The organism is Pseudorhodoferax sp., from assembly GCF_047601025.1.
Classification (GTDB): Bacteria; Pseudomonadota; Gammaproteobacteria; order Burkholderiales; family Burkholderiaceae_C; genus Pseudorhodoferax.
On record NZ_JASGJZ010000001.1, the window covers coordinates 289,465 to 304,364 of the forward strand.

A 14,900-nucleotide genomic window follows, 5' to 3' on the forward strand; every position below is an offset into this window, starting at 1 on the left:
GTCGTCGCCGGCCGGCCATCGGCCGGTTCTTCCTTCAGCGCAGCCTGGGCATGTCGGCCTTGGCCAGGGCGTTCATCTGGGCGGCGCGGAGCGTCTTCAGGCGGCCCATGAACGCCTTGGCGTTCTCGGCCCCGTAGGCGCGATGGCTGACGCCGAACAGCATGACGCCCGGCTCGCCGCCCGCGATCGTGGCGTAGCGGTACGCGTTCCACTCGACGATGACGTGGCCGGCCCGGTCCTTCGCGCTGACGACGAAATCCAGCAGCACCTCGCCGCTCTTCGGGTTCTGGACCAGGTCCATGTTCACGATCGGGTCGGAAGCCTTGCGCTGTTTCAGTGCCTGCACCTGCATGTTCGCCGCGTCGATCGCTTTCAGCTTGCCCGGCACCCGTTCGAGCAGCAGCATCTGCTCGTAGCGTTCCACCGCCTGGCCCGCCGGCACGTACTCCTGCTTGACGTAGCCGGCGCTGGGCTGAGCGCTCCAGGCCAGCACGAAGGACTTCCCGTCGAACCGGATGGGGCCGGGCACGCCCAGGTGATCGACGGCCTGTGCTGCCGCCGCGACGGAGGGCAGGCCGGCCGGCAGCAGGGCAGCGCCGGCGATCGACAGGGCGATGCGGAATGCAGCGCGCCGCGTTCTGGTCATGTTCGTTTCCTCCCGGGTTTCCATTTCCAGTTCGTCGATGCGATGTATAGCGCGACCTGGCCGCCGTGCCCCTGCGGACTTCCCGGCACCGGCTGAAGACTGAAGACGCCGGGCGCGGAGGCATGACTTAGGTCGCTGTCGGCGGCGCGGGGTTCTGGTGACCATGCACCCACGCCGTCGCCCGACGGCACTCCGGGTGTTCACCACGCCCGTTCGCCGACCTCGAAACCGCTGAGGAGAACGACCATGCGCGCAACCGCCGCCGCCCTTGCGATGCCGCCGCTTCCCGACTACCTGCCGCCCGAGGGCAGCCAGGCCGACGAGGCCCTGCCACTTGCGCCGCAGCCATTTCCGAAGCCACCGATCCTGCGGCTGCGCAGCGTGCGCTGCGGCTGCTGGCTGGTGTCGTACCGCCCGGCCGGCTCGCCCTTCGTGGCCTACGACGGCACGCTGCGCGTCGAATGCCACGACGCCGGCCGCACGGCCAGCGGGGATCTCTACCAGCGCCCGCTGCTGGTGCTGCAACCATCGCCCGCCGTGCCGGTGGCCGGGCGGCCACTGCCGATCGTGCGGCCGCCGATCTCCCTCCTCGGCAATCCGCCCAACCCGGCCAACGGCATTCCGATCCTGCCGCGCAACAGGTACCGCTTCTACATCCGCGTCACCGCGCTGCCCGAGCACTTCTACTTCGGCAACACCTTCACGCTCGGCTTCCAGCTCTACCGCTTCACGGCGCCGAACAGCTGGGCGCTGGACAGCATGCTGACCGCGACGATGACGCGCATGGCCGCGCCGGCCGGCTTCCCGTCGAGCTCGGACTACGCCGAGGGCGACGTGAAGAACGCCAGCGGCGTCGTCGTGGGGCGCTTCACGATGGGCTGGCTGTCGAAGTACTTCCGCCGCGCCTCGCTGGAGATCGACACCGTCTCCGGTTCCGAACGCCCGCTGGACAGCGGCGCCGGCCACACCTGGGCCACCGTAATGGACGAGCTCGGCTGGCAGATGAACGTGGTGCTCAGCGACACCAACGTCGCGCAGCCCAGCGGCGCGTCGTGGTCCGACGCCGAGATGCACGCGGCGATGCTGCAGCGACGCGACGCCGTCAACCTGGACAACGAGTGGCGCTACCACATCCTGGCGGTGAAGAACATCGACTCGACGCCGCGCGGCATCATGTACGACGTCGGTGGCACCGACTCGAACAACGTGCCGCGCGAAGGCGTGGGCATCGCTTCGCACTGGATCATCGACCCGGGCTGGGGCAGCGTCAGCGGCCAACGCTTCGGCACCGCCAAGGCACCTTATTTCCGCACCGCGGTGCACGAACTCGGCCATGCGATGGGGCAGTACCACAACAGCGCCGATTTCGGCTTCCTGTGCACCAGCGACGTGATTGCCGCCGGTGCCACGCCGGTCAACCCCTTCCCCGGAAACATCCGCTGGGCCTTCCACGCCACCGAGCTGAAGCGCTTGCGCCACTACCCCGATCCGTTCGTGCGGCCGGGCGGCGTGGCCTTCGGCGTGGCCTCGCAGACGACGCCGCCGATCACGCCCACCGATCTGGAAACCGGCATCGACGGTCTCGAGCTCGAAGTGCGTCCGCTGCTCGACGAGGTGCCGATCGGCGCGCCGGTGCGCATCGACTACCGGCTCGTCAACCGCAGCACGCAGCCGATCGCGGTGCCGGTGCACTTGAGCCTGAAGAGCGAGGCGATCAGCGGCAGCGTCGAGGACCCGGCGGGCACCGTTCGCAGCTTCCGCACCGTCGTGCGCTGCGTCGAGGACGACGCCTTCCGGATGCTCGCGCCGGGCGAGGAGGCCACCGAATCGGCCACGCTCATGCGCGGTGCCGAAGGTGCGCTGTTCGCCAGCCCGGGCCTGCACAAGATCACGCTCGAAGCGCACTGGGACGCCAACGGCGTGGTCATCGCCACGCACGGCGAAGCCAGCGTGCTGGTCAGCGACGTGGTCGACGCCAAGCACGGCGCGGCGGCGCACCGGGTGCTCTCGACACCCGACGCGCACCTGGTGCTGGCGATCGGCGGCGACCACCTCGCCGAAGGCATGGCGGCGATCCAGGCGGCGCTGGATTCGCCGGTGCTGCGCCCGCACTTCGCGGCCATCGAGGCCAAGCGCGTGGGCCGCCGGTTCGGCGCGCGCAAGGCCGATGTGAAGGGCGCCGCCGACCTGATCGACAGCAACACGGTGATGAGCGGCGCCGAGGTCGGCAAGCTGGCGGCCATTGCCGCCGGCGGCACCGCCGCGGTCGCCAAGGACATGGCCAAGACGCTCAAGTCCAAGGCCAGGAACGTGCCGATGCCGGCGGACGCGCGCGCCGCGCTCGACGCGCTGTGAGGCACCGCGTGGCGACGGCCGCGCCGTGGTGAGAGGCGGTGCGGCCGTCGTGGCTGGCGGCGCAGCCGCACTGGCCGCGGTGACCGCCTGCGGCTGCACCGTCTTCGCCCCACCCCGGGCGGCGGCACCCGGGCCTATGCTTGATGCCCCGTTCACGACAGGAGCAGTCGCCATGACTACCACGCACGACCCGCGGTTCGTCGGCACCTGGCGCAAAGTCTCGCGCGAGGCCTGCGCTGCGCGCTACCCCGCTGCGCTGCGTTTCGACGCCAACGGCCTCTATGCCGGCCAAGCCGAGACGGCCGGCCAGTTCACCTGGTGGGACAGCGGCACCTGGCAGCAGTCCCAGGCCGGCGAGCTGGCCTTGTCGGTGGCCAACGACGCGGTCGAGCGCTACGGCTTCGAGCTCGACGCGACGCGGCTCACGGTGACCGACGCCCAGGGCTGCGTGATCCGCTACGAGCGCGAGAACTGAAGCGGCCCTGCATCGCCGGCGCGGTGGTGGGACGGCGCGGGACCGCCGGCGTGGCCGCCACGCCCACCGCCGCGAGCGCGTCCCGCGCGCCGGATACGCAGATCCCTGATGCGAAGGCACCAGGGATCTGCCATATGGTGCAACACCATTCCCGGTCCTCCCGCTCGATCGAGGCCCTGGCCGTGCGGCGGGGGGGCGGTTGTGACCTTCGACGCCCGGGTAAACGGGGCTGCCGTAGAAGGCGTAGCGTCCAAGCACCTGGTGGTGCTGGCGTGAATGCGCACGCACGCCTCGTCGATCATGCACCCCGGCACGCCGGTGGTGCGCGAACGCATCGGCCAGCTTCCCCACACCCCCACCACGCAGGCCGGCTCGTGCAGTTGGTCATGAGACGAGGCGGCCATGGCGCCGAGCCGGCGCCGGCCCTGCTCCGCGTGGTGGCAACGCATGCAGGGCGCCACTGCTGGCCCGACGCCGTGCCCGCAGGCCGGCCGTTCAGTTCACGAACGTCGCCTTCACCCGCCTGGACACCAGCACGTAAGGCCCCCAGATCAGCGCCGCGGCCACGGCGCCGAAGAATTCCTTGAGCAGGTCCGGGTCCGGCACGGGCTCGTCCGGCAAGACCGCGTGCGTCAGCGCGCCGTCCACGGCCAGCAGCAGCGGCGTGGCCACCAGCAGCGCGATGAAGCACCGCCTGAATGCTTTCTTCTTCGACAGGAACAGGTAGGCGACGAACACCCACAGGGCGAGCAGGCCGATGTTCGCCATGAGTTCCCCGGCGATGACCGGTTGCCACAGCGGGTTGTAGGCCGGGTGGCCCGGATCGCCCACGGCCTGCCAGGTACCGTCCAGGAACAGGTCGCGGCACCATGGATAGAGCTGCATGGCGAGGCGCACCGGTGCGACGACGACGATGGCGCCGAGTGGCAGCAGCCAGCCGCGCAGGCCCACGGGCCCGCCGGGTGTGCCGGCATCGCCGTCGGCGCCTCCTTCGCCGCCTGCCGGACGGGCACGCCAGAGCGCGGCCAGGTTGATGCCGGTCGTCGCCACAATCACCAGGAACGGCACGAACAGCCCTAAGCCAACGGCGAATCCGGTCAGCAGGACGAAGGCGGCGAGCACGCCCATCAGCACCGCCATGCTCCCGTTCAGCGCCCAGGCGGCGATGGTCCAGCCCCTGCGCGCAGCGGGCCGCGCCAGGCAGAACGCGAGATACGGCAGAGCGAGCAGGACGAGCGCGAGACTGATCGTCCCGGCCTGGGCGGCCCCCTGCTCGACGCTGTGGATGCCAGCGCCCCCCAGCGCCAGCAGCGCGAGGATCGACAGGGACGAGGCGAGAGCCGTCTTGCGCATCGGATGGGAGCTTCTCGGTTGCGGCGCTGCGCCACGACCGCGCGCCAGGGCGGCCGATGCTATCCCGGGAATCGGCTCGGCCTGCTCCTCGGTGACTTGCAACTCGGAGATGCAAGCATCTCCATCAACAGGAGGCTTTGAAAGATGCCATCGGTCACCGTTCGGAACCTGCCCGACGAAGTCCATCGTGCCATCCGTGTGCGAGCCGCTCGCCACGGCCGCAGCATCGAGGCCGAAATACGAGAAATCCTGGAATCCGCGGTCAAGCCGCAAAGCAGAGTCAAGCTCGGTTCATTGCTGGCCGAGATCGGCCGCAAGGTCAAGCTGACCGACGAGGAGTTCGCCATCTTCGAGAGCGCACCTGACGCAGCGCCGGCGCGTTCCGCGCGTTCCGAATGATCCTGCTCGACACCAACGTGGTGTCGGAGCCTCTGCGGCCAGCGCCCGAAGCACGCGTCATCGAGTGGATCGATGCACAACCCCTGGAAACGCTCTGCCTGTCGGCCATGACCGTGGCCGAACTGCGCGCCGGCGTGGCGCTGCTGCCGGCCGGCAAGCGTCGCTCCAGCCTGCATGCATCCCTGGAAACACGGGTACTGCCCATGTTCGCCGGGCGCGTACTGCCCTTCGACATGGCTTGCACGAACGCATACGCCAACCTGCTGGCCAGGGTTCGCAAGGCGGGCCAGGGAATCGGAACGGCTGATGCCCGCAACGCAGCGGTCGCGCTCGCCAATGGCTTCACCGTTGCGACCCGGGACACGGGCCCTTTCCAGACCACCGGCCTGGCCGTGATCGACCCCTGGAAGGCGTAGCGCCGACCGTTGCCCTCGGCACGCCAGCCGCCACCCGGCAGTCGATCCGCACGGCGACAGGCCGCGATGCCGCTCCCGTTCCAGCGAGGCCTGTTCAGCGGCGCCCCCCTCCCCTCTCCCCGCCCGGCCAGGCGCTGCGGAAGGTGCCCGGCAGCGCCGCCTCGCTGTCGAAGGCGCAGAAGGAATTCAACCGCCTGAACCAGCGCCTGGCGCGGCTGCACGAGCAGCTCGCCGCCTGGCAGGCCACCGGTGAGGCGCTGGACCGGCGCCGGCTGACCCAGCTGGTGCCCCAGCAGCAGGCGCTGCGTGCCGCGCAGCGCGACGCCGCGCCGTGGATCGACGCCCACCTGCGGCATCCGCCGCCGGGCGGCTGGAGCTGGAACAGATCGACGCGGACCACCTGGCCAGGCCGCCCGACGACAAGCTGCGCCACTACGACCGCGTGCCGAAGGAGCAGCAGCAGTCGCTGGAAGACGAGCTGGCGCTGCTGCAGGCCCCGCTGTCCGCCACGCTGCAGCAGCCACCGCACCGGGCCTGCTGCACTGGCCCGCGAAACTGCTGGTGCAGGCCTTCGAACATGCGCTGGACGACGCGGGCAGCGCGCTGCAGGCGATCCGCGAGGACGTCCAGCTGCTGCGCGATGCGCGCACCCGGGCACAGTTCCTGCGCGTCGTCGAGGTCGAAGATCCCGACGACGGCTTGAGCCCGATGGAGTCGATGATGTTCGACGCCGCGCTCGACGAACTGCTCGCCGACCCGCCACCGGCGCGCGGCAACGTGGGCCGCAAGCGCAAGCCGCGCTGACCGGGACATGGGGACGACGGCGCTGCAGCGCGCCGCATGGCCCCCCGCCCGGTGGCAGCTTCCCGTGATGTGCGCGGCCGCAGCGTGCGGAAGGCGCAGCCCGGCCGCTTCGACCACAGCGGCCCGGGCCTGCGCGACTGCTGCGAAGTGCAGTCGCAGCGCCACGAGGTGCGCTTCGACGACACCTGGGAGATGACCGACCGCGCGGCCGCGGACTGCGCGCGGCTACCGCAACCGGCCCGGCCCGGTACCGCCCCTCACCGCGTGGTGTAGCCCCCGTCCACCAGGTGGTAGCTGCCGGTGATGAAGCCGGCGTCCCCCGAGAGCAGGAAGCAGGTCAGCGCCGCCACCTCGTCGGCCGTGCCCAGGCGGCCGATCGGATGCAGGCCCACCAGGCTGGCGTAGACCTGGGGATCGAGGTTGGACAGCAGCGGCGTGTCGATGAAGCCCGGGCCCACGGCGTTGATGCGGATGCCCTTGGGCGCGTATTCCATCGCCGCGGTCTTGGTCATGCCCAGCAGCGCGTGCTTGGCGGCCACGTAGGGGATGGAGCCGCTCCAGCCCACGCTGCCCAGGATCGAGGCCATGTTGACGATGGCCCCGCCGCCGGCGGCCAGCATCGCCGGGATCTCGTACTTCATCGAATACATGACGCTGTGCAGGTTCACGCCGATGACGCGGTGCCAGTCCTCCAGCGGGTAGTCCGCGGTCGGATGCGAGGGCCCGCCGATGCCGGCGTTGTTCACCGCCAGGTGCAGCGCGCCGAAGGCTTCGACGCTGCGCTCCACCATGCGCCGCACGGCCTCGGCGTCGGCCACGTCCAGCTGGACGGCGATGGCGTTGCCCAGCGTGTCGGCCAGCGCCTGCGCCGCCTCGCCGTTGAAGTCGGCCACGACCACCTTGGCGCCGCCCGCCGACAGCCGGCGGCACACCGCCTCGCCGATGCCCGAGGCGCCGCCGGTGACGATCGCCACCTTGTCCGCGAATGCTGCTGTACTCATCACGTGCCTTTCAATCATGGAAGCAGATAGGTTCATTCTCGGCAGCGGCCGCCGGCCGGACCTTGACCTCGATCAGGGAATACCCGCCACCACCTGCCGGGCCCCGTGCCCCGCCGGGCCGCGCCGCCGGATGACTTTCGGACCTGCGCCGCCGCCCGCGGCCGGCCCATCATGCGGCGCAGCGCCACATGCTGCGAGGAGACGGCCCCATGGACATGCTGATCGCCCTGTCCGCCCTGCCCGCCAGGCCGGCGGCACCCGCCGGCTTTCGCCTGCGCAAGCCCATCGGCCCCGAGCACGACCTGGTCGCCGCCTGGGTCGCGCGCTGCTTCTCCCCCGCCTGGGCCAGCGAGGCGCGCGCCGCGCTGGCCAACCGCCCGGCCAGCCTGTTCGTCGCCACGTGCGGCGAGCCGGCGGAACTGCGGGGCTTCTGCGGCTACGACGCCACCGCCCGCGGCTTCGTCGGCCCGATCGGCGTGCAGGGCGACGCCCGCGGCCAGGGCCTGGGCGCCGCGCTGCTGCTGGCCTGCCTGCACGACATGCGCGCCACGGGCTACGGCTACGCGGTCGCCGGCGCGGTCGGCGCGCCGGGGTTCTTCCGCCGCGTCGCCGGTGCCATCGACATCCCCGGCTCCACGCCCGGCCTCTACGCCGGCCTGCTGCGCGCGCCGCCGGCAGCGCCATGACTTTCGTTCATTGCCGCGGCCCCCGGCCGCGTCCAGCATGCCCCCATGCCCGAAGCCGCCCGCGACGAAACCCTGCTGACGCCGACCACGCGCGACACGCATGACGCGCGCGACGCCACCGGCGCCCCTGCGGCGCCTGCCGCCCCCGACCTCGACGCCACCCGCATCGCCCCCGCCAGCCCGGCCCCCCACGCGCCACTGACGCACACGCGCACCGCCACCCGCGGCACCGGCCTCACGCTGCCCGGCGGCGGCCCGGGCGCCGAGCCCGAGGTCCGCCAGGTCGGCCGCTACCGCATCCTCGACAAGCTCGGCCGCGGCGGCATGGCCACGGTGTTCAAGGCGCACGACCCGGACATCGGCCGCGACGTGGCGATCAAGTTCCTGCACGCCTCGCTGTGCGAGGACGAGGAATACCGCGCCCGCTTCCTGCGCGAGGCGCGCGCGGCCGGCGGTCTGTCGCACCCGCACATCGTGACCGTGCACGACGTCGGCGAGATCGACGGCCGGCCCTACATGGCCATGGAGCTGCTGGACGGCGAGCCGCTGGCCGACCTGCTGCAGCACGGCCGCCCGCTGCCGGTGCGCGACGTGGTGGTCATGGGCATCCAGCTCGCACAGGCGCTGGACTACGCGCACGGCCGCGGCATCGTGCACCGAGACATCAAGCCCGGCAACATCGCGCGGCTGCGCGGCGCGCAGGGCATCAAGGTCATGGACTTCGGCATCGCCCACATGGCCGCCGCGGCCGGCGAGCAGCGCACCCGCGTGGGCGACGTGCTGGGCACGCCGCAGTACATGTCGCCCGAGCAGATGGAGGGCGGCAAGGTGGACGGCCGGTCCGACCTGTTCTCCGCCGGCATCGTGCTGTACCAGGCGCTGACGGGCCAGCGGCCCTTCAACGGCGACAGCGTGGTGACGCTGGCCCTGAAGATCGCCAAGGAAGACCCGGCGCCGATCGAGAAGCTGCGGCCGGACGCCCCGGCCTCGCTGCGCCGCGTGATCGACCGCTGCCTGGCCAAGGCGCCCGGCAAGCGCCACCAGAGCGGCGCCGCGCTGGCCGAGGCGCTGCAGAAGGTGCTGGCCGAGATCGACGAGCAGGCGCGCGAGGGCGCGCAGGCCCGCGGCGGCGTGCCGCTGCGGCTCAAGTGGGCCGGGCTGATGGCGCTGATCGTCGCGGTGGTGATGGGCATCGCCTCGGCCGTCATCGTGCAGCGCCAGCAGGCCGCGCTGATGGCCCAGGTCGGCGACACCGGCGCGGCGCTGGCGCGCTTCATCGCCGCGCAGAACGCCGTGGCGGCGCTGGGCGAGGACTGGGTGGTGGTGGACGTGGCGCTGCAGCAGGTGATGCAGACGCGCGACTTCGACAGCCTGACCGTGGTGGACCGCAGCGGCACCGTGCGCGCCGCCAGCCGGCCCGAGCTGGTCGGCCAGCCCTGGCACGCGCCGGCCGGCGAGGCCCTGGGCGCGGCCCGCGGCGTGCAGCGCACGCGCTACCTCGCCGGCGGCGAGCCGGTGCTCGGCTTCACGGCGCCGATCCTGTTCCAGGGCAAGCCGGTCGGGCAGGTCGCGCTCGGCCTGCCGGAAAAGCCGCTGGCCGCCGTGGCGCGGCTGTCGATGGGGCTGATGGCGGTGCTGGCCGTGGTCACGGTGCTGGCCGTGGCGCTGGCCATGTACCTCGTGGCGACCTGGTTCGCGCGGCCGGTCCGCCTGGTCGGCGAGGCCATGGACGAGATCGCCGCGGGCCGGCTGGACTTCCGCATCGCCGAACAGCGCAACGACGAGTTCGGCCAGCTCTACGCGGCCTTCGACCGCATGGCCCAGGCGCTGCAGCAGCGCGCGGCGGCACCCGCCACTGCCGACGCCGCGGCCGCCCCGGTCCCCACCACCACGGCCGAGCCATGACCCCCGCCCCGCCGCGGCTGGCCGCGCTGCTGCTGCTCGCGGCGCTGCTGCTGCTCAGTGCCTGCACGGCACCGCCGCCCCTGCCACCGGCCCGCATGCCCGAGGCCGCCGCGGCCCCGGCCACCGCCGGCGACGGTGTGCTGGCCCGCGGCACGCGGCTGCTGGTCGTGCAGCCGCGCCCCGGCGACACGCTGCGCAGCATCGCCGCGCGCTGGCTCGGCAGCGCGGACGAAGACTGGCAGATCGCCCAGGCCAACGGCGGCCCGGACGCGCTGCAGCCCGGCCAGCCGCTGGTCGTGCCGCTGCAGCCCATGAACCCCGGCGGCGTGGCGGCCGGCGCCTACCAGACCGTGCCGGTGCTGTGCTACCACCGCTTCGGCGCCGGCGGCGGGCGCATGGTGGTGTCGCCGGCCCACTTCGCCGCGCAGATGCAGTGGCTGGTCGACAACGGCTACCGCGTGGTCCGGCTCGACCGGCTGGCGGACTACCTGGCCGGCCGCGCGCCGCTGCCACCGCGCGCCGTGGCCATCACGGTGGACGACGGCCACGCCTCCTTCCACCAGTACGCCTGGCCGGTGCTGCGCCGGCTCGGCCTGCCGGCCACGCTGTTCGTCTACACCGACTTCATCGGCTCCGGCCAGGCGCTGAGCTGGCCGCAGCTGCAGGAGCTGGCGGCCTCCGGCCTGGTCGACGTGCAGGCGCACTCCAAGACGCACCGCAACCTGATCGAGCGCGGCGCCGGCGAGAGCGACGAACGCTACCGCCAGAGCCTGGAGCAGGAAACGCGCGTGCCGCGAGAGCTGCTGGAGCAGCACCTGGGCACGCCGGTGCGGCACTACGCCTTCCCCTATGGCGACGCCAACGCCCAGGTGCTGGACCTGCTGGCGCGCCAGCACTACCAGCTCGCCTTCACCGTCACGCCGGGCGGCAACCCCTTCTTCGCGCAGCCGCTGATGCTGCGCCGCACCATGATCTACGGCGACCACGACCTGGAAGCGTTCAAGGCGCGCTTGCAGACCAGCCGGCCGATCGGGACCGCGCCATGAGGCCGGCGGCCGTGCCGGCCCTGGCGCTCGCCGCCGCGCTGGCATTGGCCGGCTGCGCCGGCGCGCCGCCGGCACCGCCCGCCGACGCCGTGGCCGCCCCGCCGCCCAGCCCGCACGCGGACGGGCTCAGCCCGTTCGAAACCCGCCAGCGCGTGCGCGCGCTGGTGCTGGAGGACGAGCAGCGCTGGGCCGAGGCCGCCTGGGCCTGGGAGGTGCTGATCGTGCTGCGGCCCGGCCACGCCCCCTACCGCGAACGCGCCGCCGCACTGCGCCGGCGCATCGACGCCGCCGTGGCCGAACAGCTGGCGCGCGGCCAGGCAGCCCGCCGGCGCGGCGCGACCGACCAGGCCGCCAACCACTACCTGCACGCGCTGGCGCTGCAGCCCGACCAGCCCGAGGCGGCCGACGCGCTGCGCGCACTCGAACGCGAGCGCAACCAGCGGCTGTACCTGGGGCGGCTTTCGCGGCTCACGATGAGCTTGCGCGGGGCGTTGGTGACGCCGGTGCGGGCACAGGCGACGATGCCGGCTATTGGGGAAGGGATGGAAGAACCGTAACGGGCAGAAGGTGCGAGAGGCTGCACCCGCGGAACGGACGAACCGGCAATTGACCTCGTGCGCCGAGGCGAATTGTCTTGGAAATGGATGGCATCCCGGGCATGTAGTTCAGAAAGTACCTATTGGCTCAACGACTGCCTCATAGTGACAGCCGCGCCAATCCCCTACAGCGGATACACCCACAGAATATTAGGTTTCCAAAATCCATTTGGAATCACAAAATGCACCGCACCACATCCAGCTTGAGTTCAACAAGAAGACTATCGTGGAACGCTTCATTCAATAGTTCGAAAGAACATTCAGCAGCCAGCCCTTCTCCGTCATCTTCATGAATCTGTTCGCCTTCGTATTTGCAGGAGGAATCGGGCGGTTGTGCTTCTTGGAAAATCAAGAACCTTTGCAGCAGGTGTTCAATGCGCCCATAGCCTTGCTCGGTACACTGTTTGGCTGGGTACTCGGCATGTTTTCGCGCCGTACACGGACAAAGAGGCAGCTCGCTTCTCATCAATTTCCCAAAAATCACCAGCCACGGTCCCGATGATGGAACTCTCTTTTGCACTACGCTGGCGTGCAGTTCGGTCGGATTGCTCGGATCGCGAGGCTTGCATCAACCATGGACGCACCGCCGCCGACCAAGTATCGGCTTACGTATTTCATTGTCGCTGCTGAAGCCGATCTACAGCACCCAATGCAGGGTCTCTGAACACAACGAAATCAGATGAAAGCGCAAGCCAGCGCCGTCATCGAAAATTTAGGCGGCCTAAATCGGCTGCACCTTTACCAAGTTGATGAGGGACTTGGAGATTTCATCCATCAAGCGTTGACTTAGGCCGTAGAGCATGCGTAAGATAGCGAGGCCTAAAACTAGTTAGGCAGCAAGCACAGCGCCCAATCGCACTCCCGCCCGAAAGTCAACAGAGACTGTACGCCATGAGAAGTCACGAAGATAGCAATCCTGCGCAAGGTGGCTCGTCCAACTCTGGCTCGCGAAACCGCACCGAATCAGGTCACTACGATCCCCCAGATAGACACACGCCGGATCGATCAGACAAATCGATCGATCCAAAAACCCAACTCACGTCTTTCGACAGCATATTTAAGTATGAAGGCATGGATTGGTTAACGTATGACGACAACATCTCACTGGAGCTGAGTAGTTCACTTTCGATCGAAGGCATTCCTGCAGTCAGCGTGTCACTAGACCAGTCGAATAGGCCTCTGCAGGATCGCCTATCCATCGACATTCCCCTAGGATCGGGCAAGTTGTCCATTGGCGCGGATGGGAGCCTGAATGCCGCCGTAGGCTGGGATCTAAAAGTCCCGCTGACAGACTACAGCGTTGCAGGAGTCGAAGTCTCTGCAAATCTTAGGTGCCCAGATGAAGGAAAGTGCTACGACTTCGGCGCAAAGGCCAAGGCAGGACCCCTATCCTTTAAGTATGAAGGAGCAGTCCGAATGGGCCCAGGCTCAATCAGAGCGTCGCAAGATCTGCTGCGCAATCTCGAGAACTCCATACGCGCCAATCGGTTTTAATCACCCAGCAGATCGAGGAATATCCAATGAAACGCATATTCTCACCGGACGTATTACTGTCCAATCAGCATTGGATCGAGGGTGACTCTCCACTCAAAGCTCTAGGAAAATGGAATCTTCCAGACCCAGACTCTTTTTTGAGAGCACTGCAGGGCAACAAAGGATTCCCCCCGATCGCCAAGGCGACGACTCACGGCGTCAGCATGCTACCTGCGAGTGGGATCCGACCGCCAACACTGAATCCCTATCTACAGACCGAAAATCTTAGCCTCGGCCGCCTCGTATACAACGACTGCGTGGAACTGAGAAAGCGGATCGAATCGCTGCAGATAGATATATTCAACTTAGATCAAACGTTGTTTGAATTTGAAGAGAAGGCCCTTTGCAGAACGAATGACATAAAAAGATTGGAGGATTCTTTAAGCCGCACCGAGTCGACGATAACCCTGCGAACAGAAGACATTGGGCGTGCGGAGAACGAGGTACGACGAGTAGAGGCAAGGCTAAAGGACTATGGCCCCGATTCCGCAACGCAATCCGTCACTAAAAGGTCGGCAGATAAGGTGACGCTTCAGTTCTGGCCCTTGGTATTCGGATCTACAACGGGAGGACAACCGACGCTTTCGGCATACACCAATGCTGATGCGCAACGAAGATCTGATGCAGGCCTCGCCGCCGACCTTCCCTTTTCGTCAACATTTAACGCTCTTAGCGCGGAGGCGATTTTTGCCGCCAAGAGCGAAGTCGATGCGATTCAGCAAAGCGTGCAATTGGCTATCAACAATCTATCGGCGCTGAAAGCCGAGCACCAGGCCCTCGAGAGCACCAGAGCTGGCCTGGAGCTACAAATTGCGGGACTCAAGAAGTCGCACGCGACCGACGAGGAGATCATCCGTCGTAAGCGAGCTCAGTTCTCGGAAAATGGAACCTTCAATCTGAAGCGTCGATTGCAAGACTCACTGGTTCTGTATGACGATCTATTGGGCACGCTTCGCCAGACATTATTTGCCGTAGAGTATGGGCAGGCCCTAATTTTTGGATGCCACATCGATGGCTTCGATGCCGGCTCCCAAACAAGAAGCAATCGCTACATCTTCACAGACATGAGTCAGATACAGCCGACAGCAGACCTACCTTCCCTTGATGAAACTTGGATATCTCTTGATCGCCTCGGTTTATATCTGTCGCAAGCGGAGGCTCGATATCGCCAGATCATCCAGCGGCGACGATACAAAACTCAAACGATTCGCGTAGATGGAAATCTCGATGCGAACGGGGATCTTAAGCGAGCGATAAACCTTAGTGAGAGGGATAACGACAATCTAGTCAGAAAGTCATCGCGCATAGTTGGCTTCTCCATCACAAATCTGGGGGATCCCATTGATCTAAGTATGAAGATTTCGAACTCCTTTGAGAACCTGAACGACGTGGATGCAGAGTTCTTGAAAGGCTTTAGTGCAGAACTGGAAGCATCTAGCCTGCATCCACCGCCTATCCAACTACAACCCATTCAGGTTTTCGACACATCATCCTATATCAACCGAGCCTTTTCCGGAGTCATAAATATTTCTGCCCATGCTTCGGAGTCTGAATCCAAACTGGTGCGGCTGCGACTCAATATTGTTTTTGCAGACGAGGGCGTGAGTTCAACAGCCTGACTCCCAGAGCGCCACATTGCTGCCTAACCCCTCTACAGGGACTTCCCACTCCGTCAACACCACCTC

Annotated in this window: 17 protein-coding genes; 12 read left to right on the forward strand and 5 right to left on the reverse strand. The window is 67.9% G+C overall.

Translation table 11 applies throughout. The annotated features are described in order from the left end of the window. Positions 1 to 34: 34 nt before the first annotated feature. Positions 35 to 670 (reverse strand): hypothetical protein, encoded by a 636-nt coding sequence (locus tag QM782_RS01345; RefSeq protein ID WP_415201141.1) that lies wholly within the window; start codon positions 668 to 670, stop codon positions 35 to 37. A 222-nt stretch (positions 671 to 892) separates the two neighbouring features. Between QM782_RS01345 and QM782_RS01350 the strand changes: the two genes are divergently transcribed. After that, positions 893 to 3,001, forward strand: a complete 2,109-nt coding sequence (locus QM782_RS01350) for a hypothetical protein (protein WP_415201142.1) — start codon at positions 893 to 895, stop codon at positions 2,999 to 3,001. A gap of 172 nt (positions 3,002 to 3,173) precedes the next feature. Continuing rightward, positions 3,174 to 3,476: a hypothetical protein gene (locus QM782_RS01355; RefSeq protein WP_415201143.1), complete on the forward strand. Its 303-nt coding sequence runs from the start codon at positions 3,174 to 3,176 to the stop codon at positions 3,474 to 3,476. A gap of 495 nt (positions 3,477 to 3,971) precedes the next feature. Here the strand turns inward: QM782_RS01355 and QM782_RS01360 are convergent, their stop codons facing one another. Continuing rightward, a complete protein-coding gene (locus QM782_RS01360) occupies positions 3,972 to 4,829 on the reverse strand; it encodes a DUF2569 domain-containing protein (RefSeq protein ID WP_415201144.1) in 858 nt (285 codons plus the stop codon). A 144-nt stretch (positions 4,830 to 4,973) separates the two neighbouring features. Here QM782_RS01360 and QM782_RS01365 point away from each other — a divergent pair, with 144 nt between their 5' ends. Then, positions 4,974 to 5,228, forward strand: coding sequence for a FitA-like ribbon-helix-helix domain-containing protein (locus QM782_RS01365; RefSeq protein ID WP_415201145.1), 255 nt, complete (start codon positions 4,974 to 4,976; stop codon positions 5,226 to 5,228). Further along, positions 5,225 to 5,644, forward strand: coding sequence for a type II toxin-antitoxin system VapC family toxin (locus tag QM782_RS01370; protein WP_415201146.1), 420 nt, complete (start codon positions 5,225 to 5,227; stop codon positions 5,642 to 5,644). Before QM782_RS01365 ends, QM782_RS01370 begins: the two co-directional genes overlap by 4 nt. A gap of 94 nt (positions 5,645 to 5,738) precedes the next feature. Here QM782_RS01370 and QM782_RS01375 read toward each other — a convergent pair whose 3' ends face one another. Further along, positions 5,739 to 6,173, reverse strand: a complete 435-nt coding sequence (locus QM782_RS01375; RefSeq protein ID WP_415201147.1) for a hypothetical protein — start codon at positions 6,171 to 6,173, stop codon at positions 5,739 to 5,741. A 32-nt stretch (positions 6,174 to 6,205) separates the two neighbouring features. On the opposite strand from QM782_RS01375, the gene QM782_RS01380 reads away from it, so the two are divergent. Together QM782_RS01380 and QM782_RS01385 are read left to right on the forward strand one after the other, a co-directional pair. After that, complete coding sequence (locus QM782_RS01380; RefSeq protein WP_415201148.1) at positions 6,206 to 6,448, forward strand: hypothetical protein; 243 nt, start codon at positions 6,206 to 6,208, stop codon at positions 6,446 to 6,448. Between the two features lie 51 nt (positions 6,449 to 6,499). After that, the gene (locus QM782_RS01385; RefSeq protein WP_415201149.1) at positions 6,500 to 6,721 is read left to right on the forward strand and encodes a hypothetical protein; all 222 of its coding nucleotides are present in this window, start codon (positions 6,500 to 6,502) and stop codon (positions 6,719 to 6,721) included. Here the strand turns inward: QM782_RS01385 and QM782_RS01390 are convergent. Continuing rightward, a complete protein-coding gene (locus QM782_RS01390; protein ID WP_415201150.1) occupies positions 6,706 to 7,449 on the reverse strand; it encodes an SDR family NAD(P)-dependent oxidoreductase in 744 nt (247 codons plus the stop codon). The genes QM782_RS01385 and QM782_RS01390 overlap by 16 nt on opposite strands. Before the next feature lie 209 nt (positions 7,450 to 7,658). Here QM782_RS01390 and QM782_RS01395 point away from each other — a divergent pair, with 209 nt between their 5' ends. Genes QM782_RS01395 through QM782_RS01410 form a run of 4 tightly spaced genes read left to right on the forward strand, consistent with a single transcriptional unit; the run spans position 7,659 to position 11,643 of the window. Further along, positions 7,659 to 8,135: a GNAT family N-acetyltransferase gene (locus QM782_RS01395; RefSeq protein ID WP_415201151.1), complete on the forward strand. Its 477-nt coding sequence runs from the start codon at positions 7,659 to 7,661 to the stop codon at positions 8,133 to 8,135. A gap of 45 nt (positions 8,136 to 8,180) precedes the next feature. Next, positions 8,181 to 10,040, forward strand: coding sequence for a protein kinase domain-containing protein (locus tag QM782_RS01400; protein WP_415201152.1), 1,860 nt, complete (start codon positions 8,181 to 8,183; stop codon positions 10,038 to 10,040). Beyond that, positions 10,037 to 11,086, forward strand: coding sequence for a polysaccharide deacetylase family protein (locus QM782_RS01405; RefSeq protein WP_415201153.1), 1,050 nt, complete (start codon positions 10,037 to 10,039; stop codon positions 11,084 to 11,086). Before QM782_RS01400 ends, QM782_RS01405 begins: the two co-directional genes overlap by 4 nt. Next, entirely contained in the window at positions 11,083 to 11,643 is a 561-nt protein-coding gene (locus QM782_RS01410) for a hypothetical protein (protein WP_415201154.1), read from the forward strand. The genes QM782_RS01405 and QM782_RS01410 overlap by 4 nt, the downstream gene beginning before the upstream one ends. Positions 11,644 to 11,857: 214 nt before the next feature. Here QM782_RS01410 and QM782_RS01415 read toward each other — a convergent pair whose 3' ends face one another. Continuing rightward, positions 11,858 to 12,148, reverse strand: coding sequence for a hypothetical protein (locus tag QM782_RS01415; protein ID WP_415201155.1), 291 nt, complete (start codon positions 12,146 to 12,148; stop codon positions 11,858 to 11,860). 425 nt (positions 12,149 to 12,573) lie between these two features. Between QM782_RS01415 and QM782_RS01420 the strand changes: the two genes are divergently transcribed. Both QM782_RS01420 and QM782_RS01425 read left to right on the forward strand, forming a co-directional pair. Next, positions 12,574 to 13,176, forward strand: coding sequence for a hypothetical protein (locus QM782_RS01420; protein WP_415201156.1), 603 nt, complete (start codon positions 12,574 to 12,576; stop codon positions 13,174 to 13,176). A 26-nt stretch (positions 13,177 to 13,202) separates the two neighbouring features. Further along, positions 13,203 to 14,834 (forward strand): hypothetical protein, encoded by a 1,632-nt coding sequence (locus QM782_RS01425; RefSeq protein WP_415201157.1) that lies wholly within the window; start codon positions 13,203 to 13,205, stop codon positions 14,832 to 14,834. Positions 14,835 to 14,900: the final 66 nt, after the last annotated feature.